Annotated in this window: 25 protein-coding genes; 2 read left to right on the top strand and 23 right to left on the bottom strand. The window is 59.7% G+C overall.

The features are described 5' to 3' along the window. The first annotated feature begins 190 nt into the window (after nucleotides 1–190). Nucleotides 191–1,870 (top strand): 2-isopropylmalate synthase, encoded by a 1,680-nt coding sequence (gene leuA / locus AC1D1M_RS16455; RefSeq protein ID WP_477776456.1) that lies wholly within the window; start codon nucleotides 191–193, stop codon nucleotides 1,868–1,870. Between the two features lie 91 nt (nucleotides 1,871–1,961). Here leuA and AC1D1M_RS16450 read toward each other — a convergent pair whose 3' ends face one another. From AC1D1M_RS16450 to trmJ, 21 genes are all read right to left on the bottom strand, one after another. Then, on the bottom strand, nucleotides 1,962–2,753 hold the full coding sequence (locus AC1D1M_RS16450; protein WP_477776455.1) for an amidohydrolase: 792 nt from the start codon (nucleotides 2,751–2,753) through the stop codon (nucleotides 1,962–1,964). Continuing rightward, nucleotides 2,741–3,889 (bottom strand): pyridoxal phosphate-dependent aminotransferase, encoded by a 1,149-nt coding sequence (locus AC1D1M_RS16445; protein WP_477776454.1) that lies wholly within the window; start codon nucleotides 3,887–3,889, stop codon nucleotides 2,741–2,743. The genes AC1D1M_RS16450 and AC1D1M_RS16445 overlap by 13 nt, the downstream gene beginning before the upstream one ends. Nucleotides 3,890–4,011: 122 nt before the next feature. Further along, nucleotides 4,012–5,481 (bottom strand): ribosome biogenesis GTPase Der, encoded by a 1,470-nt coding sequence (der, locus tag AC1D1M_RS16440; RefSeq protein WP_046040936.1) that lies wholly within the window; start codon nucleotides 5,479–5,481, stop codon nucleotides 4,012–4,014. A 135-nt stretch (nucleotides 5,482–5,616) separates the two neighbouring features. Continuing rightward, nucleotides 5,617–6,768 (bottom strand): outer membrane protein assembly factor BamB, encoded by a 1,152-nt coding sequence (gene bamB, locus AC1D1M_RS16435; RefSeq protein ID WP_477776453.1) that lies wholly within the window; start codon nucleotides 6,766–6,768, stop codon nucleotides 5,617–5,619. Next, nucleotides 6,761–7,402, bottom strand: coding sequence for a tetratricopeptide repeat protein (locus AC1D1M_RS16430; protein WP_477776452.1), 642 nt, complete (start codon nucleotides 7,400–7,402; stop codon nucleotides 6,761–6,763). The genes bamB and AC1D1M_RS16430 overlap by 8 nt, the downstream gene beginning before the upstream one ends. A gap of 41 nt (nucleotides 7,403–7,443) precedes the next feature. Further along, nucleotides 7,444–8,733 (bottom strand): histidine--tRNA ligase, encoded by a 1,290-nt coding sequence (gene hisS / locus AC1D1M_RS16425; RefSeq protein ID WP_477776451.1) that lies wholly within the window; start codon nucleotides 8,731–8,733, stop codon nucleotides 7,444–7,446. Nucleotides 8,734–8,771: 38 nt separating this feature from the next. Then, nucleotides 8,772–9,881 (bottom strand): flavodoxin-dependent (E)-4-hydroxy-3-methylbut-2-enyl-diphosphate synthase, encoded by a 1,110-nt coding sequence (gene ispG / locus AC1D1M_RS16420; protein ID WP_007944259.1) that lies wholly within the window; start codon nucleotides 9,879–9,881, stop codon nucleotides 8,772–8,774. Between the two features lie 3 nt (nucleotides 9,882–9,884). Next, nucleotides 9,885–10,892: a RodZ domain-containing protein gene (locus AC1D1M_RS16415; protein ID WP_477776450.1), complete on the bottom strand. Its 1,008-nt coding sequence runs from the start codon at nucleotides 10,890–10,892 to the stop codon at nucleotides 9,885–9,887. Further along, on the bottom strand, nucleotides 10,892–11,650 hold the full coding sequence (gene pilW, locus AC1D1M_RS16410; protein ID WP_477776449.1) for a type IV pilus biogenesis/stability protein PilW: 759 nt from the start codon (nucleotides 11,648–11,650) through the stop codon (nucleotides 10,892–10,894). The genes AC1D1M_RS16415 and pilW overlap by 1 nt, the downstream gene beginning before the upstream one ends. A gap of 16 nt (nucleotides 11,651–11,666) precedes the next feature. Further along, the gene (gene rlmN / locus AC1D1M_RS16405) at nucleotides 11,667–12,809 is read right to left on the bottom strand and encodes a dual-specificity RNA methyltransferase RlmN (protein ID WP_477776448.1); all 1,143 of its coding nucleotides are present in this window, start codon (nucleotides 12,807–12,809) and stop codon (nucleotides 11,667–11,669) included. A gap of 28 nt (nucleotides 12,810–12,837) precedes the next feature. Next, nucleotides 12,838–13,263, bottom strand: a complete 426-nt coding sequence (gene ndk / locus AC1D1M_RS16400) for a nucleoside-diphosphate kinase (protein WP_007903599.1) — start codon at nucleotides 13,261–13,263, stop codon at nucleotides 12,838–12,840. 88 nt (nucleotides 13,264–13,351) lie between these two features. After that, entirely contained in the window at nucleotides 13,352–13,552 is a 201-nt protein-coding gene (iscX, locus tag AC1D1M_RS16395; RefSeq protein ID WP_007973999.1) for a Fe-S cluster assembly protein IscX, read from the bottom strand. 14 nt (nucleotides 13,553–13,566) lie between these two features. Continuing rightward, nucleotides 13,567–13,908, bottom strand: a complete 342-nt coding sequence (fdx, locus tag AC1D1M_RS16390; RefSeq protein ID WP_007982752.1) for an ISC system 2Fe-2S type ferredoxin — start codon at nucleotides 13,906–13,908, stop codon at nucleotides 13,567–13,569. A gap of 2 nt (nucleotides 13,909–13,910) precedes the next feature. Continuing rightward, entirely contained in the window at nucleotides 13,911–15,773 is a 1,863-nt protein-coding gene (gene hscA, locus AC1D1M_RS16385) for a Fe-S protein assembly chaperone HscA (protein WP_477776447.1), read from the bottom strand. Between the two features lie 51 nt (nucleotides 15,774–15,824). Next, nucleotides 15,825–16,346, bottom strand: a complete 522-nt coding sequence (gene hscB, locus AC1D1M_RS16380; RefSeq protein ID WP_007982749.1) for a co-chaperone HscB — start codon at nucleotides 16,344–16,346, stop codon at nucleotides 15,825–15,827. A gap of 8 nt (nucleotides 16,347–16,354) precedes the next feature. Continuing rightward, on the bottom strand, nucleotides 16,355–16,678 hold the full coding sequence (gene iscA / locus AC1D1M_RS16375) for an iron-sulfur cluster assembly protein IscA (RefSeq protein ID WP_003227904.1): 324 nt from the start codon (nucleotides 16,676–16,678) through the stop codon (nucleotides 16,355–16,357). A gap of 34 nt (nucleotides 16,679–16,712) precedes the next feature. Next, nucleotides 16,713–17,099 carry a Fe-S cluster assembly scaffold IscU gene (iscU, locus tag AC1D1M_RS16370; protein WP_007982746.1) on the bottom strand — a complete coding sequence of 129 codons (387 nt, stop codon included), beginning with the start codon at nucleotides 17,097–17,099 and terminating at the stop codon, nucleotides 16,713–16,715. A 101-nt stretch (nucleotides 17,100–17,200) separates the two neighbouring features. Next, a complete protein-coding gene (locus tag AC1D1M_RS16365) occupies nucleotides 17,201–18,415 on the bottom strand; it encodes an IscS subfamily cysteine desulfurase (protein WP_477776446.1) in 1,215 nt (404 codons plus the stop codon). 50 nt (nucleotides 18,416–18,465) lie between these two features. Beyond that, a complete protein-coding gene (iscR, locus tag AC1D1M_RS16360) occupies nucleotides 18,466–18,957 on the bottom strand; it encodes a Fe-S cluster assembly transcriptional regulator IscR (RefSeq protein ID WP_003227911.1) in 492 nt (163 codons plus the stop codon). Nucleotides 18,958–19,154: 197 nt separating this feature from the next. Continuing rightward, entirely contained in the window at nucleotides 19,155–19,931 is a 777-nt protein-coding gene (gene cysE / locus AC1D1M_RS16355; RefSeq protein WP_477776550.1) for a serine O-acetyltransferase, read from the bottom strand. Nucleotides 19,932–19,933: 2 nt separating this feature from the next. Beyond that, on the bottom strand, nucleotides 19,934–20,704 hold the full coding sequence (gene trmJ, locus AC1D1M_RS16350; RefSeq protein WP_477776445.1) for a tRNA (cytosine(32)/uridine(32)-2'-O)-methyltransferase TrmJ: 771 nt from the start codon (nucleotides 20,702–20,704) through the stop codon (nucleotides 19,934–19,936). A gap of 146 nt (nucleotides 20,705–20,850) precedes the next feature. On the opposite strand from trmJ, the gene suhB reads away from it, so the two are divergent. Continuing rightward, nucleotides 20,851–21,669: a type III secretion system regulator SuhB gene (gene suhB / locus AC1D1M_RS16345; protein ID WP_007982736.1), complete on the top strand. Its 819-nt coding sequence runs from the start codon at nucleotides 20,851–20,853 to the stop codon at nucleotides 21,667–21,669. 251 nt (nucleotides 21,670–21,920) lie between these two features. On the opposite strand, the gene AC1D1M_RS16340 is transcribed toward suhB, so the two are convergent. Both AC1D1M_RS16340 and secF read right to left on the bottom strand, forming a co-directional pair. Beyond that, entirely contained in the window at nucleotides 21,921–22,469 is a 549-nt protein-coding gene (locus tag AC1D1M_RS16340) for a glycine zipper 2TM domain-containing protein (RefSeq protein ID WP_150728289.1), read from the bottom strand. A 120-nt stretch (nucleotides 22,470–22,589) separates the two neighbouring features. After that, nucleotides 22,590–23,504: a protein translocase subunit SecF gene (gene secF, locus AC1D1M_RS16335; protein ID WP_477776444.1), complete on the bottom strand. Its 915-nt coding sequence runs from the start codon at nucleotides 23,502–23,504 to the stop codon at nucleotides 22,590–22,592. Nucleotides 23,505–23,507 lie beyond the last annotated feature (3 nt).

Below are 23,507 nucleotides of genomic sequence, written 5' to 3'. Positions count from 1 at the left end.
CCCCGCGGTTAGGGTTGAAGGCATGAAAACCTCTCACACCCTCATTCAGCTCCGCCAGCACCGCAGCCTGTGCCTCGTCAGTGCACGACTGCCGGGCTGAATCGTGGTGCCTCGTCCCAAGCGTTACTCCAAGAACTTTTGATCCACCGGCAGGCCGCCTTTTTTCGGCCCACACAATAAGGATTTCCTGATGAGCATGCTCAAAGACCCGTCTTCGAAATACCGCGCGTTCCCGACCATCGACATCCCGGACCGCACCTGGCCATCGAAAACCATCACCGCCGCGCCGATCTGGTGCAGTTCCGACCTGCGCGACGGTAACCAGTCGCTGATCGAGCCGATGGACGCCGTCAAGAAGCTGCGCTTCTGGAAAACCCTGGTGCAGGTCGGCGTGAAGGAAATCGAAGCGTCGTTCCCGGCCGCCTCGCAAACCGACTTCGACTTCGTGCGCACCCTGATCGAAGGCAACCACATCCCGGACGACACCACCATCCAGGTGCTGACCCAGGGCCGTGAAGACCTGATCGAGCGCACCTTCGAATCCCTGCGCGGCGCGAAGAAAGCCATCGTTCACCTGTACAACGCGACCTCCCCTTCCTTCCGCCGCATTGTCTTCAACCAGGACAAGGACGGGGTCAAGGCCATCGCCGTGAACGCCGCCAAGCTGTTCGTCAAATACGCGGCCATGCAGCCGGACACCGAGTGGACCTTCGAATACTCGCCGGAAACCTTCAGCGCCACCGAAATGGAGTTCGCCAAGGAAGTCTGCGACGCGGTGATCGAAGTCTGGAACCCGACGCCCGAGCACAAGATGATCCTCAACCTGCCGGCCACGGTGGAATGCGCGACCCCGAACATCTATGCCGACCAGATCGAATGGTTCGGCCGTCACATCAACCGTCGTGACAGCGTGATCATCAGCCTGCACACCCACAACGACCGTGGCACTGGCGTTGCCGCCACCGAACTGGGCCTGATGGCCGGCGCCGACCGCGTCGAAGGCTGCCTGTTCGGCAACGGCGAACGTACCGGTAACGTCGATCTGGTGACCGTGGCCCTGAACCTCTACACCCAGGGCGTGAACCCTGAGCTGGACTTCTCCGACATCGACGGCGTGCGCAAAGTCGTCGAAGAGTGCAACCAGATCCAGGTGCACCCGCGTCACCCGTACGTTGGCGACCTGGTGCATACCGCGTTCTCCGGCTCGCACCAGGATGCGATCCGCAAGGGCTTTGCCCAGCAGAAACCGGACGAATTGTGGGAAGTGCCATACCTGCCAATCGACCCGGCCGACATCGGCCGCAGCTACGAGGCGGTCATCCGCGTCAACAGCCAGTCGGGCAAGGGTGGCATCGCCTACCTCCTGGAACAGGAATACGGCATCAGCCTGCCGCGTCGCATGCAGATCGAGTTCAGCCAGGTCGTGCAGCGTGAAACCGATCGCCTCGGCCTGGAAATGACCGCCCAGCAGATCCACGCACTGCTGCACAGCGAGTACTTGCAGGCCAACACCCCGTACGCGCTGGTCAGCCATCGCCTGCAGGAAGAAAACGGTCACAGCGCCGTCGAAGTGGAAGTGGCCAGCCAGGGCCAGGGCGAAACCAACCTGCACTGGCGCGGCAAGGGCAACGGCGCCCTGGAAGCGCTGGTGGCCGGCTTGCCGGTACCGGTGGAAATCATGGACTACAATGAGCACGCCATTGGCGCGGGCACCAATGCCAAGGCAGCGGCCTACATCGAACTGCGTGTGAATGGTGAGCGTGCGGTGCATGGTGTCGGCATCGACGAAAACATCACCACCGCCAGCTTCAAGGCCCTGTTCAGCGCACTGAACCGTTCGTTGAGCCAGCCGGAAGCGAAAGCGGCGTAACCATCGCTGAAATGCAAAAGGCCCCGGGGTGTGAACCTCGGGGCCTTTTTTGTTTGTGCGGTTTTAAGATCTTTTTGGACTCACCGAAATATCAGGTGAACTCGAAGGTATCCGCATCCAGATTCGCCGGAAACCGCTGCCGATACGCCGCCAGTTCCGCCGCATCCAGCGTCACCTTGAACACCCCGTCAGCCTCCCCCGCACTGAGCAACGTCTCACCCTGGAAATCCAGCACCTGGCTGTCACCGGTATACGCAAAACCTTTGCCATCGGTACCAATGCGGTTCACCGCCGCCACATAGCACAGGTTCTCGATCGCCCGCGCCGGTAGCAGGCGGTTCCAGTGCTGGCGCCGCGCACCTGGCCAGTTGGCGGTGTACAGCAGCAGGTCAGTGTCCTGGGCGTCACGGCTCCACACCGGGAAGCGCAGGTCGTAGCAAATCAGCGGTCGCACTCGCCAGCCCTTGAGCTCGAACTGCACCTGACGCTCGCCGGGGGTGTAGTGGTTGTGCTCACCGGCCATGCGGAACAGGTGGCGCTTGTCGTAATGCAGCACCTCGCCATCCGGGCTTGCCCACAACAAACGATTGCGATGACTGCCGTCGGCGGCCTGGACGATCACGCTGCCGGTAATCACCGCATCAAGTTTCGCCGCCTGAGCCCGCAGCCATTTGCTGGTGGGTCCGTTTTCCGCTTCCGCAAGGGTCTCGGACTCCATGGAAAAACCGGTGGTGAACATCTCCGGCAGGATGATCAGGTCGGCGCCGCGAGCCTGTTCCAGCAACGGTTCGAAATGCTCGAGGTTGGCCTGGCGGTCGTGCCAGGCCAGGGACGTCTGGATCAGCGCAACGGTCAGTTTCGGCAATGCACTCAGATCACGCATAGTTTTTCCGCTGCTTCACGCAGGGTCTCCTCACGCTTGGCAAAGCACAGCCGCACCAGCCGCTGGCCGACCGGTGGCGTCTGGTAGAACACCGAGATCGGGATACTGGCGACGCCATGCTCGCGAGTCATCCACAGGGCCATCTCGACGTCATTGAGGTCCGGGCGGATCTGCGAGTAATCGACCAACTGGAAATAGGTGCCGGTCACCCGGGTGAAACTGAAACGCGACGGCGCCAGCAGATCGCAGAACAGATCGCGCTTGGCCTGATAGAAGCCCGGCAGCTCTTCGACGTGTTCAGGATGCTCGGCCATGTAATCGGCCAAGGCATATTGCAGCGGCGTCACCCCACAAAAATTCACGTACTGGTGCACCTTACGCAATTCCGCCGTCAGGGCCGGTGGTGCAACCACATAGCCGGTTTTCCAGCCTGTGACGTGGTAGGTCTTGCCGAACGAGCTGACCACGAAGGCACGCTGATACAGCTCCTCATGGGCCAGCACGCTGACGTGGGGCACGCCGTCATACACCAGGTGCTCGTAGACTTCGTCGCTGATCACATAGATATCGCGATCACGGATCAACGCTGCCAACTGGTCGAGTTCGGCACGGCTGATCAACGCACCACTAGGGTTGTGCGGGGTGTTGAGGATGATCATCCGCGTACGCGGGCTGAGTGCCAGAGCAAGCTTCTCGAAGTCGATACTGAAGTCGTTCAGGCCCAGTTGCACATGCACGCAACGACCGCCGGCCAACTCCACCGAAGGCTCGTAGCTGTCGTATGCCGGGTCAAACACAATGACTTCGTCACCGCTGTGGATAACCGCCTGAATGGCACAGAAAATCGCCTCGGTCGCGCCGGGGGTGACCGTCACTTCAGTATCCACATCCACCTGCGCGCCATAACTGCGGGCGATCTTCACCGCGATCTGCTGACGCAACACCGGCAGCCCGGTCATTGGCGAATATTGGTTATGGCCGCTGGCGATATGCCGACCGACCGCATCGCACAGGGCCTGCGGGGCATCGAAATCGGGAAAACCCTGGGACAGATTGAGCGCGCCGGTCTGTGCCGCGAGCTGAGACATCTGAGTGAAGATAGTGATGCCGACATTCGGCAGCTTGCTGGTGATCATCGGTGGTTCCCTACTCTACACCCGGCTCTACGGCGGCGCGGGGGAGTCCGAGAATAGCCCAAACGGCAGGCATGAAAAAGGGCGCCATTGGCGCCCTCTTCTTCCCACAGGAAAAACCTGAATCAGCGCTTGTCGCGACGCTTCTTGTCGGCCTTCTTGTGGTGCGACATCAAGCGACGCTTCTTGTTGACCTGACGGTCGGTGAGCGTGTTCTTGTTGCCTTCGTACGGGTTCTCGCCACCCTTGAACTCGATGCGGATCGGCGTACCGACCAGCTTCAGCACACGGCGGTACGTGTTTTCCAGGTAACGCACGTAGGACTTCGGCACCTTCTCGATCTGGTTGCCGTGGATCACGATGATCGGCGGGTTCGCGCCACCGAGGTGGGCATAACGCAGCTTGATCCGGCGGCTGTTGACCATCGGCGGCTGGTGCTCGCTGACCGCGTCTTCGAGGATCTGGGTCAGGCGGCTCGTCGGCCAGCGGGTAACCGCGGACTTGAACGAGTTCTGTACCGACGCGTAGAGGTTGCCCACGCCAGTGCCGTGCAGTGCCGAGATAAAGTGAATATCGGCAAACTCGACGAAGAACAGACGACGCTGCAACTCGATCTTGACGAAATCGCGCTCGCTCGGCGTCATGCCGTCCCACTTGTTGATCGCGATGACCAATGCACGACCGGCCTCAAGGGCAAAGCCCAGCAGGTTGAGGTCGTGGTCCACCACGCCTTCGCGGGCGTCCATCACGAAGATCACCACGTTGGCGTCTTTGATCGCTTGCAGGGTTTTGACCACGGAGAACTTTTCGACTTCTTCGTGGATCTTGCCGCGCTTGCGCACACCGGCGGTGTCGATCAGCGTGTACTTCTCGTCGTTACGCTCGAACGGGATGTAGATACTGTCGCGGGTGGTACCGGGTTGGTCGTAGACGATTACCCGGTCTTCCCCGAGCATGCGGTTGACCAGGGTCGACTTGCCGACGTTCGGACGGCCGATGATCGCGATCTTGATCCCGTCTTTTTCGCTTGGGCCAGGAATGCGCTTGGCTTCCTCGCCTTCGGCGACGTCTTCTTCCTCGCCTTCTTCCAGCTCGTCGTCGTCTTTCGGGAAGTCACTCAGTGCGATTTCCAGCATCTGGGTGATGCCACGACCGTGAGCACCGGCGATCGGAATCGCATGACCCATGCCCAACGGAGCGAATTCGGCGCGGGCCATTTCAGGGTCGATGTTGTCGACCTTGTTGGCAACCACGTAGGAACGCTTGTTACGTTTGCGCAAATGCTCGGCGATCATCTGGTCAGCGGCGGTGAAACCGGCCTTGGCATCTACCAGGAACAGAACGACATCTGCTTCTTCGATGGCCAGCAGCGACTGCTCGGCCATCTTTTCGTCCATACCATGCTCGTCACCGGAGATACCGCCGGTGTCGATCAGAATGTAGGAACGCCCTTGCCACTTGGCCTCACCGTACTGGCGATCACGGGTCAGACCGGACAAGTCGCCGACGATGGCGTCACGAGTCCTGGTCAGGCGGTTGAACAAGGTGGACTTGCCGACGTTCGGTCGGCCCACCAGGGCGATTACGGGAACCATGCGGCTCTCCACTTCGTTATTTCAGAAAATACAAAAGCCGCTGCGAGGCAGCGGCTGGTGCTCGGGGCAGCGTGTTAAAACGCTGCAAACCCCGTAAACCGGGGCTGCCTGGGGGTTTAACCCCAAGCATAGTCGTTACTTGATGGTCAGGGCTTCCAGTTTGCCGCTGTTGCCATACACATAAATCGTGTCACCCATCACCAGCGGACGGGCACGCAGGCCGTCGCTGTCGATGCGCTCGCGGCCGACGAAACGACCGTCCACCTGACTCAGCAGGTGCAGGTAACCTTCCAGGTCACCGACTGCAACGTAGCTGGAGAACACTTCCGGAGCCGACAGTTGACGACGGGCCAGCGAGTCGTTGCTCCACAAGGCTGTGGTGGAACGCTCGTCGACGCCTTCAACGGTGCCCGAAGACAGGCTCACATAAACGGTACCGAAACCCTGGGCGACACCGGCGTAGCTGGAAGCATCACGCTGCCAGAGCTGACGGCCGCTTTGCAGGTCCAGAGCGGCAACGCGCCCCTGATAGCTGGCGACATACAGCGTCTCGCCCGACAGCAGCAAGCCACCGTCGATATCGACCACGCGCTCCAGCTCCGAACGACCTTGCGGGATCGCTACGCGCTGTTCCCACACCGGTACGCCGTTGGAGATGTTCACGGCAACCACTTTACCGGTCGACAGGCCAGCCACCGCGAGGCGGTTGGTCACGATCGGCGCACTGGTGCCACGCAGGGTCAGTACCGCAGGCGTACTGTCATAGATCCAGCGACGGTTACCGGTGGAGGCATCCAGGCCGATCAGACGATCGTCCTGGGTCTGAACCACCACAACGTCACCGTTGTTGGCTGGCGGTGCCAGTACTTCGCTGGACACGCGAGCGCGCCATTTCTCTTCACCGTTGATCGCGTCCAGGGCAACGATTTCACCCTTGAGCGTACCGATGGTGACCAGACCGTAACCTACGCCAACGGCGCCGGAGACAGGCAGTTCGAGATCTTTCTTCCATTTGACGTCGCCGGTGTTGCGGTCCATCGCCATCAACACGCCAGTGACGTCGGCGGCATAGATGGTATCGCCATCGATGGCCGGAACCAGCATGTTGTAGGTTTCGCCCTGACCGTCACCGATCGAACGACTCCACTGTTTGTGCAGAACCACTTCTTCCTTGAAGTCGACCAGTTCGGCCGGAGGCAGTTCTTTTTTGCTGTTGCTGCTGCAACCCGCGGCCAACAAGGCCAGAGCCAGCAATGCTGCATGTTTCCAACGAATCACGTCACGCATCCCCTTTGGCCAGGTCGTCCAGCTTGATTTGCAGGCCACCGACCGCCGCTTCATCCGACAGTGCCGCCTTGGCTTTTTGATACGCCGCGCTCGCCTCATCGGTACGACCCAGCTGCACCAGCAGGTCGCCCTTGAGCTCTTCGCGAGTGGCCAGGAATGCCTTGTCGGCATCGCCTTCGAGCAGCTTCAGTGCTTCATCGGCCTTGTTCTGCGCGCCGAGTACCTGGGCCAGACGCTGACGGGCGATTTCGCCCAGCGCCGGGTTGGCCGGTTTGTCGACGATGGCTTTGAGCTCGCTGGCTGCGTCGTCCAGCTTGCCGCTGTCGACCGCCACTTTGGCCACGAACAGGCTGCCGTACTGCGCGTAGGCGCTGCCGCCGAACTCGCTGTTGAGCTTGCCGGCCAGGTCCGAAACACGGGCCGCATCAGGCTTGCCGTCGGGCGTCAGCGTGGTTTCGAGCAATTGCTGATAGAGCATCGAGGCGCCTTGCGACTGATTGCTCTGATACTTGTGGAACGCCTGCCAGCCGAACACGATGACCAGCGCCAACAGGCCGCCAGTGACCAGGGGCTTACCGTTGCGTGACCACCATTCCTTCAATTCCGCCACATGTTCGTCTTCGGTACTCGACACCCCAATACTCCTTAATCGCTAATTCGGCTGTTTAGACAGCTTCAACCCTGCACGACGCAGGTGGCCAGGTGTGCAGCAAGCGCATCCCAGGCAATGCTTTGTTGTTCGCCCTGGCCACGCAGGGGTTTGAAACCTACCACTTGCTGGGCCATTTCGTCGTCACCGAGGATCAGCGCATACAGTGCGCCGCTCTTGTCGGCCTTCTTGAACTGGCTTTTGAAACTGCCGGCGCCGGCATTCACTTGCAGGCGCAGGTTGGGCAACTGATCACGAACGCGCTCAGCCAGGGTCAGGCCGGCGAGTTCGGCGGCTTCACCGAAGGCGCAGAGGTAGACGTCGACTTGACGGGAGATCTCTTGCGGGATCTGCTCCAGGGTTTCCAGCATCAGGACCAGGCGTTCGATGCCCATGGCAAAGCCAACGCCGGCGGTAGGCTTGCCGCCCATCTGCTCCACCAGGCCGTCGTAACGGCCACCGGCACACACGGTGCCCTGGGCGCCGAGCTTGTCGGTAACCCATTCGAAAACGGTCTTGCTGTAGTAATCCAGCCCGCGAACCAGCTTCGGGTTGATCACGTAAGGAATGCCGGCGGCGTCCAGGCGAGCCTTGAGCCCCTCGAAGTGCACGCGGGATTCTTCGTCGAGGTAGTCGGCCATTTTCGGCGCATCGACCAGAATCGCCTGTGTCTCGGCGTTCTTGGTGTCCAGGACCCGCAACGGGTTGGTCTTCAGGCGGCGCTGGCTGTCTTCGTCCAGCTTGTCCAGGTGTTGCGACAAGAACTCGACCAGCGCTTCACGATAACGACCACGGGATTCGCTGGTGCCCAGGCTGTTCAATTCGAGCTTGACCGCATCGCGGATGCCCAGTTCGCCCCACAGGCGCCAGGTCAGCACGATCAGCTCGGCGTCGATGTCCGGACCGTCGAGGTTGAACACTTCGACACCGATCTGGTGGAACTGGCGATAACGGCCTTTCTGCGGACGCTCGTGACGGAACATCGGGCCGATGTACCAGAGTTTCTGAACCTGGCCACCGCCGGTGATGCCGTGTTCCAGCACTGCGCGCACACAGGCCGCCGTGCCTTCAGGGCGCAGGGTCAGGGAGTCGCCGTTGCGGTCGTCGAAGGTGTACATCTCTTTTTCGACGATGTCGGTCACTTCACCGATGGAACGCTTGAACAGTTCGGTGAACTCGACGATCGGCATACGGATCTGCTTGTAACCGTAGTTATCCAGCAGGCGCGAGACGGTGCCTTCGAAATGACGCCACAGGGGAGTCTGTTCGGGCAGGATGTCGTTCATGCCACGAATGGCTTGCAGAGACTTGCTCACTTAAATTCCTTAATTCGTTCGGCTCTTTTTAGCCAGGCTTAGCCGCGCGCAATAACGGCGGCGTCAGCTTCGACCTTTTCGGCCGCTTTCTGGCGGATCAAGCGTTCAAGCTCATCCACCAGATTGTCATTCGTCAGTTTCTGCGACGGCTTGCCGTCGATGTAAATCAGGTTCGGTGTGCCGCCGGTCAAGCCGATATGGGCTTCCTTGGCTTCGCCCGGGCCGTTGACCACGCAACCGATAACCGCGACATCCAGCGGCACCAGCAAATCTTCGAGGCGCCCTTCCAGTTCGTTCATGGTCTTGACCACATCGAAGTTCTGCCGCGAGCAGCTCGGGCAGGCGATGAAGTTGATGCCACGGGAACGCAGGTGCAGGGATTTGAGAATGTCGTAGCCGACTTTCACTTCCTCGACCGGGTCGGCCGCCAACGAGATGCGGATAGTATCGCCAATTCCTTCGGCGAGCAGCATACCGAGGCCAACGGCGGATTTCACCGTGCCGGAACGCAAACCACCGGCTTCGGTGATGCCCAGGTGCAGCGGCTGGACGATTTCCTTGGCCAGCAAGCGGTAGGCTTCGACGGCCATGAACACGTCGGAGGCCTTCACGCTGACCTTGAAGTCCTGGAAGTTCAGGCGTTCAAGGTGCTCGACGTGACGCAAGGCCGACTCGACCAGAGCAGCCGGGGTCGGCTCGCCGTATTTCTTTTGCAGGTCTTTTTCCAGGGAACCGGCGTTCACGCCGATACGGATCGGGATCCCGCGGTCACGGGCGGCATCGACCACCGCGCGCACGCGGTCTTCGCGACCGATGTTGCCCGGGTTGATCCGCAGGCAATCAACACCCAGTTCGGCTACGCGCAACGCGATCCTGTAGTCGAAGTGGATGTCGGCAACCAAGGGTACTTTGACAAGCTGCTTGATCTTGCCGAAGGCTTCGGCGGCGTCCATGTCCGGTACGGAGATCCGCACGATATCGACGCCGGCCGCTTCCAGACGATTGATTTGCGCGACAGTGGCCGCGACATCGTTGGTGTCGCTGTTGGTCATGCTCTGCACAGCGATAGGTGCATCGCCGCCAACAGGCACATTACCGACCCAGATCTTGCGGGATTCGCGACGTTTGATTGGAGATTCGCCGTGCATGACTTATTGACCCAACTTCAGGCGAGCAGTCTCGCCACTGGTGAACGGAGCGACATCAACCGGCTGGCCGTTGTAGCTGACCTGAGCGCCGCGGGCAAAGCCCAGACGCACGGCAAACGGTGGTTTGCCATTGACTGCCAGGCTGTCGCCTTTGCGTTTGAGACCACTGAACAGCACCTTGCCGCTACCGTCGGTCACTTGTGTCCAGCAATCGGCGGTGAACTGCACCTGAACCTGGCCTTGACCGGCCACTGGCGCGGCTACCGCTGGAGCAGGAGCGACAGGGGCTACCGGTGCAGTCACCACAGGGGCCGGGACGGCAGGAGCTGCCGGAACCGGAGTTGCCGGCGTGGTGTGAGCGGGCGCGGCTGGTGTGGTCGGCGCTGCAGGGGCGGCTGGCGCAGTCGCCTGAGCCTGCTCTGGTGCTTCAGCCGGAGCGTCGGCCTGTGGCAGCGCGAGGGCGGTTCCACCCTCGGTCTGACCTTCCACGACAGCCTGGTCTTCCGGCTCGTCCAGCGGATGAATCTGTGTCGTACCGTCGGCGCCTTCGACTTCAACGTGCTCCGGAGCCAGGCCGATCAGGTCCTTGGTGCGCATCGAGGTCTGGTCCTGCCACCAGACAAAACCGCCACCGATCACAGCGATCAGCAATAGCAGGCTGACAATACGCAAAATGGTGTGGGAAACCCGGACCGGCTCTTCAATACGGCCCAGGCTGTGGACGTTGCTGCCCTGGGAGTCGGTGCCGGTGGATTGATCGAACTGCCGGACCAGAACGGCCTGGTCCATGCCGAGCAATTTGGCATAGGCACGAATATAACCGCGGGCAAAAGTATGCCCAGGCAGCTTGTCGAAAGCGCCGGCTTCCAGATTGCTCAGGGAAGTAGCAGTGAGGTTGAGCTTGAGGGCCACTTCGGCCAGCGACCAGCCATTGCTTTCGCGGGCCTGGCGCAAAGTCTCACCGGGGTTAACGCGATTCGCTGCTACAACTTCGGGATGCGCCGCTTTCATCATTGCTCCGACAGGTATTGCTGATATTCCGGTGTACCGGGATAGAGTCTTTTAAGTTGCAGGCCTGCACTGGCGGCCTTGTCGCGGTCGTCAAACACTTTTGCCAGCCGAACGCCGAGCAATAGACTACGTGCATTTTGTTCAGTGAGCTGGCTAAAACGGTCGTAATAGTCACGCGCGGGCACATAATGCCTGTCTTCGTAAGACAACTCAGCCATTTCCAGCAATGCGCGAGGTTGTTGGCGGTTCAGGCGCAGGGCTTTTTCCAGTTGCTGCCGGGCCAGATCGCGCTGACCGAGCATCGCAGCGGTCATGCCCAGGTTCTCGAACACCCGCGAACGCTCAGGATACAGGGTATCGGCTGCGGCTTGTTCAAAGCGCTCGTAGGCCTCCTTGTAACGTTTCTGCTCGAACAGAAAACTGCCGTAGTTATTGAGGAATCGTGCATCGGCGGGACGGGAAGACAGCGCCTTGCGGAAATGCTCATCGGCCAGTTCCGGCTCCATTTCGGCCTGGAACACCAGCCCCAGCGCCGCGTTGGCATCAGGGTCGGAGCCATCCAGTTCCAATGCTTTTTTCAACGGGACCTTGGCGCGCTCGGTCATCCCCTGCTGCAAATACCCGATACCCAACTGAACGTACGCCTCCCGCGCTTCATCACGGCCCTTGCTGGTCTTCATCGGGTTGTAGTCGCCCGAAAGCACACAGCCAGCACACAGGCTGGCCAACAGCAAAAGCAGCGCAAAGCGCAGGGACATAGAGATCCTCTCTCGGTTATTTCGCGGCGTCTTGCGCTACATCGTTTTCGGCGTTGAGTTCACGCACGGCGATATAACGTTCGCTGCGACGGGTGCGATCCAGCACCTGCCCAACCAATTGACCACAGGCCGCGTCGATGTCTTCACCACGGGTGGTGCGGACGGTGACGTTGAACCCGGCATGATGAAGCTGATCCTGGAAACGACGAATCGCGTTATTGCTCGGACGCTCATACCCGGAGTGCGGGAACGGGTTGAACGGGATCAAGTTGATCTTGCAAGGGATGTTCTTGAGCAGCTCGATCATTTCCACTGCGTGCTCAACCTTGTCGTTGATATCTTTGAGCAAGGTGTACTCGATGGTCAGCACGCGCTTTTCGCCGAGGTTCGACATGTAGCGCTGGCACGACTCGAGCAGCATCTTAAGCGGATACTTCTTGTTGATCGGCACCAATTGGTTACGCAATGCGTCATTCGGTGCGTGCAGGGACAACGCCAGGGAGACGTCGATGTGCTTGGAGAGCTCATCGATCATCGGCACCACGCCGGAGGTCGACAGGGTCACACGGCGCTTGGAAATGCCGTAGCCCAGGTCGTCCATCATCAAATGCATGGCCGCGACGACGTTGTCGAAGTTCAGCAGCGGCTCACCCATGCCCATCATCACCACGTTGGTGATGGCACGGTCGACGGTTGCCGGGACGCTGCCAAAGGATTTGTTGGCAATCCACACCTGACCGATGACTTCGGCGGCGGTGAGGTTGCTGTTGAAGCCTTGCTTGCCGGTGGAGCAGAAACTGCAATCCAGGGCACAGCCTGCCTGGGACGAAACGCACAAGGTGCCGCGTTTGCCCTGGGGAATGTACACGGTCTCGACGCAGCTACCGGACGCCACGCGCACCACCCACTTACGGGTGCCATCGCTGGAGATGTCCTCGCTGACCACTTCCGGACCACGGACCTCAGCAACAGCCTTGAGCTTTTCGCGCAAGGCCTTGCTGACGTTCGTCATGGCATCGAAATCATCGACGCCAAAGTGGTGAATCCATTTCATTACCTGACCGGCACGGAAACGCTTCTCCCCGATTGAGTCGAAGAATTTTTCCATTTCCAGCTGAGTCAGACCCAGCAGGTTAGTTTTTACAGTCGATGTAGTCATGGATTCACCTTCACTCTTAAGCCAATGCTTAGCGAGTGGTTACTTCAGTAGCTGCGAAGAAGTACGAGATTTCGCGAGCGGCAGCGGCTTCGGAGTCCGAACCGTGCACAGCGTTGGCGTCGATGGAATCAGCGAAGTCAGCGCGGATGGTGCCGGCAGCAGCTTCTTTAGGGTTGGTAGCGCCCATCAGCTCACGGTTCAGAGCGATAGCGTTTTCGCCTTCCAGAACCTGAACGACAACCGGACCGGAGATCATGAAAGCAACCAGGTCGTTGAAGAAACCACGAGCGCTGTGCTCAGCGTAGAAGCCTTCAGCTTCAGCCTTGGACAGTTGCTTCAGTTTCGAAGCTACAACGCGCAGGCCAGCTTTTTCGAAACGAGTGGTGATCTCGCCGATAACGTTTTTTGCAACAGCGTCAGGCTTGATGATGGAGAAAGTACGTTGAACAGCCATGGTGTAACTCCAGAAACGGTAATTTACGAAAAATTAAACCCGCGAATTATACGCGGGTTCTTGGGTATTGCCTAACCTGCAGCGTGGCTCAGTCGCGTTCTTCGATCCAGTGGGCCTGAATGGCCTCCAGGATCTTCTCGCCACAATGCTCAGGCATATCGTCGAAATCGGGCAATTCCATCACCCATTTACGCAGATCGACGAAGTTGACCGACATAGGGTCCACGTCGGGCTTGCTTTCAGCCAGCTGGATCGCGATCTCCAGCACATCAGTCCACTTGAGTTTCATGACAATTCCTTGAATCAGTGCGCTGCTTCGGCTGCGTGGTTGAGCGAGTACTTCGGAATTTCGACGGTCAAGTCTTCGGTACCGACCTTGGCCTGACAGCCCAGGCGCGATTGAGCTTCCAGCCCCCATGCCTTGTCAAGATAGTCCTCTTCCAGCTCGTCAGCCTCTTCCAGCGAGTCGAAACCCTCGCGGATGATGCAGTGGCAGGTGGTGCAGGCGCACACACCGCCACAGGCACTTTCCATCTCGATATGGTGCTCATGGGCCAGCTCGAGGATGGACGTACCGGTCTCAGCCTCTACAACCATGCCTTCGGGGCAGAACTTCTCGTGTGGCAGAAAAATGACCTGCGGCATCGTTATTCCTCAATCTCATTCAGGTTGCGCCCCGCCAGCGCGGCTTTCACCGTCGAGTCCAGGCGGCGGGCAGCAAAGGCGTCGGTCACTTGCGACAGACGCTTGGTCTGCTGCTCGATGGCGTAACCATCGGTACCTTTCATCAGTTCGGTCAGTTCCTGCACCTGCAGATCAATGACCAGACGCTCTTCGGCGTCGAGCAAACGCTCGCCATCAGCCTCCAGAGCGGCCTGCACCGCTTCGATCAGGCGCTGGGCGTCGACCTGCTGCTCGCGCAGTACGCGGGCAACCTTGTCGTCATTGGCGTGCTGGAACGAATCCTTGAGCATCCTGGCGATTTCGCCGTCGGTCAGGCCGTAGGACGGTTTGACCTGGATACTGGCTTCGACGCCCGAACCCAGTTCGCGGGCCGATACGCTGAGCAAACCATCGGCATCGACCTGGAAGGTCACGCGAATCTTCGCCGCGCCCGCAACCATCGCCGGAATCCCGCGCAGCTCGAAGCGTGCCAGGGAGCGGCAGTCGCTGATCAGCTCACGCTCGCCCTGCAATACGTGGATGGCCATGGCCGACTGGCCGTCTTTATAAGTAGTGAAGTCCTGGGCGCGAGCGACGGGGATGGTGGTGTTACGCGGAATCACCTTCTCCATCAGGCCACCCATGGTTTCCAGCCCCAGGGACAGCGGAATCACGTCGAGCAGCAGCAATTCGCCACCGTCGCGCTTGTTGCCGGCCAGGGTATCGGCCTGGATCGCAGCACCGATGGCTACCACTTGATCCGGGTCGATTTCAGTCAGCGGCTGGCGACCGAAGGCTTCCGCGACGGCGTCACGAACGCGAGGAACGCGAGTCGAACCACCAACCATGACCACGGCATGCACGTCTTCCAGCTCGATACCGGAATCACGCACCGCACGACGGCAGGCTTTCAGGCTGCGCGCAACCATCGGCTCGATCAGCGCATTGAAGGCTTCGCGGGTCAGTTCGGCTTTCCAGTCGCCATAGGCAACTTCAACAGCCGCAGCATCGGTCAGGGTTTCTTTCGCGGCACAGGCGGTTTGCAGCAAGTTGCGTTGCACACCCGGATCAAGGTCGGCGGACAGACCAGCGCTCTCGATGATCCAGCCAGCGATCGCGTGGTCGAAGTCATCACCGCCCAGGGCGCTGTCGCCGCCGGTAGCCAGAACTTCGAAGACACCGCCGGTCAGGCGCAGAATCGAAATATCGAAGGTACCGCCGCCCAGGTCATAAATGGCGACCAGGCCTTCGGCGTGCTGGTCCAGACCGTAAGCCACCGCCGCCGCGGTCGGCTCATTGAGCAAACGCAGCACGTTGAGGCCAGCCAGCTTGGCCGCATCCTTGGTGGCTTGACGCTGAGCGTCGTCGAAATAGGCCGGAACGGTGATCACCGCGCCCACCAGCTCACCGCCCAGGGTCGCTTCAGCGCGTTGACGCAGGACCTTGAGGATATCGGCAGAGACTTCGACCGGGCTTTTCGGGCCCTGGATCGTCTCGATGAACGGCATGTGCGACTCGCCATCGACAAAGCGGTACGGCAGTTGCTCGCCTAATTGCTTGACGTCGGACAGACCACGACCCATCAAGCGCTTGACCGACAGCACGGTGTTCAAGGGATCGGTAGCGGCAGCCAGTTTGGCGGATTCGCCCACCTCGACGCGATCGGCGTGGTAGCGCACGGCAGACGGCAGGATAACCCGCCCTTCTGCATCGGCCAGAGGCTCGGAAAGACCACTGCGCAACGCAGCGACCAGCGAATTGGTAGTGCCCAAGTCGATCCCCACAGCCAGACGACGCTGGTGCGGTTGAGGACTTTGGCCGGGTTCGGCGATCTGCAGTAGGGCCATCGTTATCAGGACTTATCTGTATATCAGGCGTGCGACCGGAGCGGCACTGGGTTAATCGTCGAGGCGCTCTTCTAACTGGCGCACTTCGTAAGTGAGCTTGTCGAGGAACTGCATGCGCCGCATCAGGCGTTCGGCCCGCTCACGTTGCGCAGCATCATTCCAGCAAGCTGCGAAGCTTTGGTTCAGTTCATCCTGGGCTGCCTTCAGGCGACGCTTGAAGACGGCAACGCCATTGAGGTCGGCGCTGTCCTGCAGGTCTTCGAGCTCTTCGCGCAACTCCATCTGTTGCAGCAGGAACTCCGGATCATGCACCGTGACCTCCAGCGGCAGCTCGCCACCATTCAAGGCGAGCAGGTAGCGCGCGCGCTTGGGCGGACTCTTGAGCGTCTGGTAGGCCTCGTTGAGGCTCGCCGATTGCTCCAGGGCCAACCGTTGTTCGCGTTCGGAAGCGTCGGCAAAGCGGTCCGGATGAACGCCGCGCGCCAGCTCGCGATAGCGCGTAGCCAGCTGATCGAGGTCCAGGTTAAAACTCGGTTGCAGCTCGAATAAAGCGAAATGACAAGGAGTACCCACGACAAGCCTCAGATGTTGAAGCTTTCGCCGCAGCCACATTCACCGCGCACGTTGGGGTTGTTGAACTTGAAGCCTTCGTTCAACCCTTCCTTGACGAAATCGAGCTCGGTGCCGTCCAGGTAGGCCAGGCTCTTCGGGTCGATGATCACTTTTTCGCCGTGACTTTCGAACACTTGGTCCTCTGCAACCACCTCGTCGACAAACTCCAGCACGTAGGCAAGGCCGGAACAGCCCGTGGTGCGAACACCCAGACGAATCCCTTCACCTTTGCCGCGCCCATCGAGGGAGCGCCGCACGTGTCGAGCAGCCGCTTCTGTCATGCTGATAGCCATCGGTGACTCCTTACTCGTCGCCAAAACTCGAAAATCAGATCAAGCCTTTCTTCTGCTTGTAATCGCGAACAGCCGCCTTGATGGCGTCTTCAGCAAGTACCGAGCAGTGAATTTTCACTGGCGGCAGGGCCAGCTCTTCAGCCAGCTGAGTGTTCTTGATGGTTTCCGCTTCGTCCAGGGTCTTGCCCTTCATCCACTCGGTGGCGAGGGAGCTGGAAGCGATAGCCGAACCGCAGCCGTAGGTTTTGAACTTGGCATCTTCGATGATGCCGGCGTCGTTGACCTTGATCTGCAGGCGCATCACGTCGCCGCACGCCGGAGCGCCGACCATGCCGGTGCCGACATCAGGATCTTCCGCGTCCATCTTGCCGACGTTGCGCGGGTTTTCGTAGTGGTCGATGACCTTTTCGCTGTAAGACATGATTCTCAATCCTCACTCATCAGGGCCGCTCTTGAGGCCCTGCAGTTACGCTGCGTTTATCGCCGCGCTGCTACAGGTCCTGTATCCGGCGGCTTCTATCGTTAGTGTGCCGCCCACTCGATCTTCGAGATATCGACGCCGTCTTTGTACATGTCCCACAGCGGCGACAAAGCGCGCAGCTTGGTAACGGCCTCGCAGACTTTCTGCGCGGCGTAGTCGATTTCTTCTTCGGTAGTGAATCGGCCGAAGGTGAAACGGATCGAACTGTGTGCCAGTTCGTCGTTGCGGCCCAGGGCGCGCAGTACGTACGAAGGCTCAAGCGATGCCGAGGTGCAGGCCGAACCGGACGATACCGCCAGATCCTTGAGCGCCATGATCAGCGACTCGCCTTCAACGTAGTTGAAGCTCAGGTTCAGGTTGTGCGGAACGCGGGCGGCCATGCTGCCGTTGACGTACAGCTCCTCCAGGTGTTCTACCTGCTTGTAGAAACGCTCGCTCAACGCCTTGATGCGTGCGTTTTCGGCAGCCATGTCTTCCTTGGCTACGCGGAAAGCTTCACCCATGCCGACGATCTGGTGGGTCGCCAGGGTGCCCGAACGCATGCCGCGCTCGTGACCGCCACCGTGCATGGTCGCTTCGATACGTACGCGCGGCTTGCGGCTTACGTACAGGGCGCCGATGCCTTTAGGACCGTAGGTCTTGTGGGCGGAGAACGACATCATGTCGACTTTCAGCTTCTGCAGGTCGATCTCGACCTTGCCGGTGGACTGAGCGGCGTCGACGTGGAACAGGATGCCCTTGGAACGGAGCAGTTCGCCGATCGCTGCGATGTCGTTGATGGTGCCGATTTCGTTGTTTACGTGCATGACCGAAACCAGGATGGTGTCGTCGCGCAGTTCGGCTTCGATCATCTCAGGGGTCACCAGGCCATCGGTACGAGGCTCGATGTAGGTCACTTCGAAACCTTCACGCTCCAGTTGGCGCATGGTGTCGAGGACAGCCTTGTGCTCAATCTTGGTGGTGATCAGGTGCTTGCCTTTGGTGGCATAGAAATGCGCCGCACCCTTGATTGCCAGGTTGTCGGATTCGGTCGCACCGGAGGTCCAGACGATTTCACGCGGATCGGCGTTGACCAGGTCAGCGACCTGACGACGGGCGTTTTCGACGGACTCTTCGGCTTTCCAGCCGAACACGTGGGAACGGGACGCCGGGTTACCGAAGTTTCCGTCGACCAGCAGGCATTCACTCATCTTTTGCGCAACACGCGGATCAACCGGGGTGGTCGCAGAGTAATCAAGGTAAATCGGCAATTTCATGGACTATCTCCTAAATCAGGCTGGCTGGCGTGCCGCTAGCTCTTCGGCTGTCATTCGACGGCGGACGCTTCAATCTTGTCCAGGCGTGGCGCCTTGCTGTTGCAACGGCGCTGATCCTGACGCTGGGCTACTTCTTGCACCTCACGGCGAGTCACAAGATCAGCCAAGCTGATACCGCTCAGAAATTCGTGAATCTGCAGACTCAGATCGCACCACAAGTGGTGAGTCAGGCAAGTGTCGCCGGAATGGCAATCACCCTGCCCTTGGCATTTGGTTGCATCGACCGATTCGTTCACCGCATCGATCACCTGGGCGACCTGGATGCCCTGCATGTCGCGGGACAATTGGTAGCCACCGCCCGGACCGCGCACGCTGGACACCAGGTTGCTGCGGCGCAGCTTGGCGAAAAGCTGTTCGAGGTAGGACAGGGAGATGCCTTGGCGCTCGGAGATATCGGCCAGGGACACGGGCCCGTGCTGCGCGTGCAATGCCAGGTCGAGCATGGCAGTCACGGCGTATCGGCCTTTTGTAGTCAGTCGCATGGACAATTACCACGGAGTTCGGAATGAGGCGAGTATGCAATTCCCGAGTATTTAAGTCAACTATTAGACCTAGTACTTTAGTCAGGTTTACCCGCAAAAGAGCGGGCGCATCATGCCGCAGGCTGCGATCTTTTGATCTTCGCCCCCAAAAGAGCAAAATCAAAGGATCGCAGCCTGCGGCAGCTCCTACAAAGGTATCAACTGGCCTGGCTCTGATCCTTGTCCTTCACACAGGCGAAGTCTTCTTCACGCAGCTCAGGCAGATCTTTCGCACAGTAATTACTGCCCAGATCCTTCAACGCCCCGCACATCCCCTCCAGACGCCCATCGACCGCCTGCAGGTGATCAAGCAGCTGACCAATGGCACGCGCCACCGGGTCAGGCATGTCTTCGCTGAGGCCGTAGGCATCGAAGCCAATCTTCTCGGCCATGGCCTTGCGCTTGGCATCCTGCTCGACATCGGATTTAACGATGATCCGCCCCGGAATACCCACCACAGTGGCGCCCGGCGGCACTTCTTTGGTCACCACCGCATTGGAACCCACCTTGGCCCCGGCACCGACAGTGAACGGGCCGAGCACCTTCGCGCCCGCCCCGACCACTACGCCATCGCCCAGCGTCGGGTGACGCTTGCCTTTATTCCAACTGGTGCCGCCAAGGGTCACGCCCTGATAAATAGTCACGTCGTCGCCAATCTCGGCAGTTTCACCGATGACGATGCCCATGCCATGGTCAATGAAGAAGCGACGCCCCACCTTGGCCCCAGGATGAATCTCGATCCCGGTCAACCAGCGACCGAAGTTCGACACCAGCCGCGCCAGCCATTTCAGGTCCGCGCGCCACAGGGTCGCCGACAAACGGTGAATCCAGATGGCGTGCATACCCGGGTAGCAAGTCAGGACTTCAAAAGCGTTACGCGCCGCCGGGTCTCGGTGGAATACGCTCTGGATATCTTCACGCAAACGCTCGAACATCATTAATCCTTCCGTTTAAGGAGCTCACCACGGGCCGCTTTCTGGGTTTCCGTGAGGATGCCACGCAAAATATTCATTTCCGCCCGGCTGACCGAGCTGCGTCCGTACAACCGGCGCAGGCGCGCCATCAAGTGCCGTGGTTTTTCCGGATCGAGGAACTCGATGGCCACCAAGGTCTGCTCCAGGTGCTCATAGAATCGTTCCAGTTCGTCCATGGTCGCCAGCTCAGCGCTTTTGACCGAAGCCACTTCTTCCTTCTCGACCTTGCTCGGCTGACCTTGGGCCGCCAGCCAGGACATACGCACTTCATAACCCAACACCTGCACCGCCGCCCCAAGGTTCAGCGAACTGAACTCAGGGTCTGATGGGATGTGCACGTGATAATGACATCGCTGCAGCTCTTCGTTGGTCAGGCCCGAGTCTTCACGACCGAACACCAGGGCGATTTGGGCCCCCTGCCCGGCTTCCTCGACCACCTTCGTACCGCATTCGCGGGGATCGAGCAGCGGCCAAGGGATGCGCCGGTCGCGAGCACTGGTGCCAAGCACCAGGTTGCAGCCGACCAAGGCATCTTCCAAGGTGGCGACGACTTGCGCGTTTTCAAGGATGTCCCCGGCACCGGAGGCACGGGCATCGGCCTCGTGATGCGGGAACACACGAGGTTCGACCAGCACCAGCCGCGACAGCCCCATATTCTTCATGGCACGCGCAGCCCCGCCGATATTGCCCGGATGGCTGGTATTGACCAGGACGACACGAATGTTTTGCAGCAAGGGAGGCGCTCTCGAACACAATAATCGGGAGCAGAATCTTACAGCGCTAGCTACCGTTAAGCCATGAAAGCGAACGTCGTCCTTCTCCTGTAGAAACTTTCTGATAGAATGCCCGGCTTTCTTTAACAACCTTAGGTGACACATCCATGCAGCCCATGCTGAATATCGCGCTGCGCGCCGCCCGCAGCGCCAGTGAATTGATCTTCCGCTCCATCGAGCGCCTGGACACCATCAAGGTCGACGAAAAAGACGCCAAGGATTACGTATCCGAGGTGGATCGTGCCGCCGAACAGAAAATCATCGACGCCCTGCGCAAGGCCTACCCGAATCACTCGATCATGGGTGAAGAGACCGGCATGCACGCCGGCACCGGCATCGAAGGCGAAGAGTACCTGTGGATCATCGATCCACTGGACGGCACCACCAACTTCCTGCGCGGCATTCCTCATTTCGCTGTCAGCATCGCCTGCAAATACCGCGGTCGCCTGGAGCACGCTGTTGTTCTGGACCCGGTTCGCCAGGAAGAATTCACCGCCAGCCGTGGTCGCGGCGCTCAACTGAACGGTCGTCGCCTGCGTGTCAGCGGTCGCACTAGCCTCGACGGCGCCCTGCTGGGTACCGGCTTCCCGTTCCGTGACGACCAGATGGACAACCTCGACAACTACCTGGGCATGTTCCGCGCCCTGGTTGGCCAGACTGCCGGCATCCGCCGCGCAGGTTCGGCGAGCCTGGACCTGGCCTACGTGGCTGCCGGCCGTTTCGACGCTTTCTGGGAGTCGGGCCTGTCCGAGTGGGACATGGCTGCAGGCGCCCTGCTGATCCAGGAAGCCGGCGGCTTGGTGAGCGACTTCACCGGCGGTCACGACTTCCTTGAGAAAGGCCACGTCGTTGCTGGTAACACCAAATGCTTCAAGGCAGTTTTGACGGCCATCCAGCCGCACCTGCCAGCCTCGCTGAAGCGCTAAGCTTCCAGCGACAGAGAAAGCACCCTTCGGGGTGCTTTTTTTATGCCTGAAAATCGCCCTTCAAAACACTACAACCCCCTGTGGGAGCGAGCTTGCTCGCGATAGCGGGGTATCAGTCACCTCATATGCTGAATGTGACACCGTCATCGCGAGCAAGCTCGCTCCCACAGAGGGTTGGCGGTGATGCATAAATCGCGGGCACAAAAAAAGCACCCCGCAGGGTGCTTCTTTTTTAATCCGGCATCAGCGGATCACTGAGCCGCCTGATTCTCAGACAGGATCAACTTGCCTTCCTTATCCACCGGAATCTGGTTGCCCGGATCACGATCCATGCGCACTTTGCCTTCCTTGCCATCCAGCGAATACCGCACGTCGTAACCTACAACCTTGTCACTGATGTCGTTAACCGTGTTACAGCGGGTCTGGGTCGTGGTGTAGGTGTCACGCTCTTGCATGCCCTCCTGCACCTTGTTACCGGCATAACCACCACCGACAGCGCCCGCGACCGTGGCGATCTTCTTGCCGGTGCCGCCACCGATCTGGTTACCCAGCAAACCACCTGCCAATGCACCGACCACCGTACCGGCGATCTGATGTTGATCTTTCACCGGCGCCTGCCGGGTGACCGCTACATCCTTGCACACTTCACGTGGAGTCTTGATTTGTGTCTTGACCGGCTCAACGGCGAGTACTTGTGCGTACTCCGGGCCGCTTTTAACCAGGCTGTAGGTGGCCACAGCACCCCCGGCAGTCACACCGACAGCACCCAGTACAGCACCAACCAGCATCGACTTGTTCACATGAACCTCCTGGACCATCACATGCGGAACATGTCCGCGCTTCTCCCTGCCTTGGAGCACAAAAAAAGGCGCGAGTTCAACTCGCGCCTTTTTGGACTACATCGCTTAAGGATTTTTCCTTCAAGGACGGTCGTCGACTTCCTTCTCGGTATTGGCCGGAGGAATCAGATCCTCGGTGCTCAGGTTCAGCCAGATCAGCACCACGTTCGCGATGTAGATCGACGAGTAAGTACCCGCCAGAACACCGATGAACAAGGCGATGGAGAAGCCGAACAGGTTGTCGCCACCGAAGAACAGCAGGGCCGCGATCGCCAGCAAGGTGGAGATCGAAGTCGCCATGGTCCGCAGCAGGGTTTGCGTGGTCGAGATGTTGATGTTCTCGATCAGGCTGGCCTTGCGCAGTACACGGAAGTTCTCACGAACCCGGTCGAATACCACGATGGTGTCGTTGAGCGAGTAACCGATGATCGCCAGTACCGCCGCCAGCACCGTCAGGTCGAAGGTGATCTGGAAGAACGAGAGGATACCGATGGTCACGATCACGTCGTGGATCAAGGACACGATCGCACCGACCGCAAACTTCCACTGAAAGCGGAAAGCCAGGTAGATCAGGATGCCGCCCAGCGCCATCAGCATGCCGAGGCCGCCCTGGTCGCGCAGCTCTTCACCCACCTGCGGGCCGACGAACTCGACGCGCTTGACCGTCGCCGGGTTCTCGCCGCCGACCTTCTGCAAGGCTTCGGCTACCTGGTGACCCAGTTGCGGGTCTTCGCCAGGCATGCGCACCAGCAGATCGGTGGTTGCACCGAAGTTCTGCACGATGGCTTCGTGATAACCCGCGGTCACCAGCTGCTCACGCACCTTGGTGACATCTGCCGGACGCTCGTAGGTCAGCTCGATGAGCGTACCGCCGGTGAAGTCCAGACCCCAGTTCATGCCCTTATGGAAGACACTGAACATTGCCAGCGCGGTAAGGAACAATGTGACGCCGAACGCAAAGTTGCGAACGCCCATGAAGTTGATTGTACGTAACATGGC

Source organism: Pseudomonas sp. P1_F7 (genome assembly GCF_056405655.1).
Note: the sequence above shows the minus strand (reverse complement) of the source record. Positions and strands in the feature narration are given on the sequence as shown.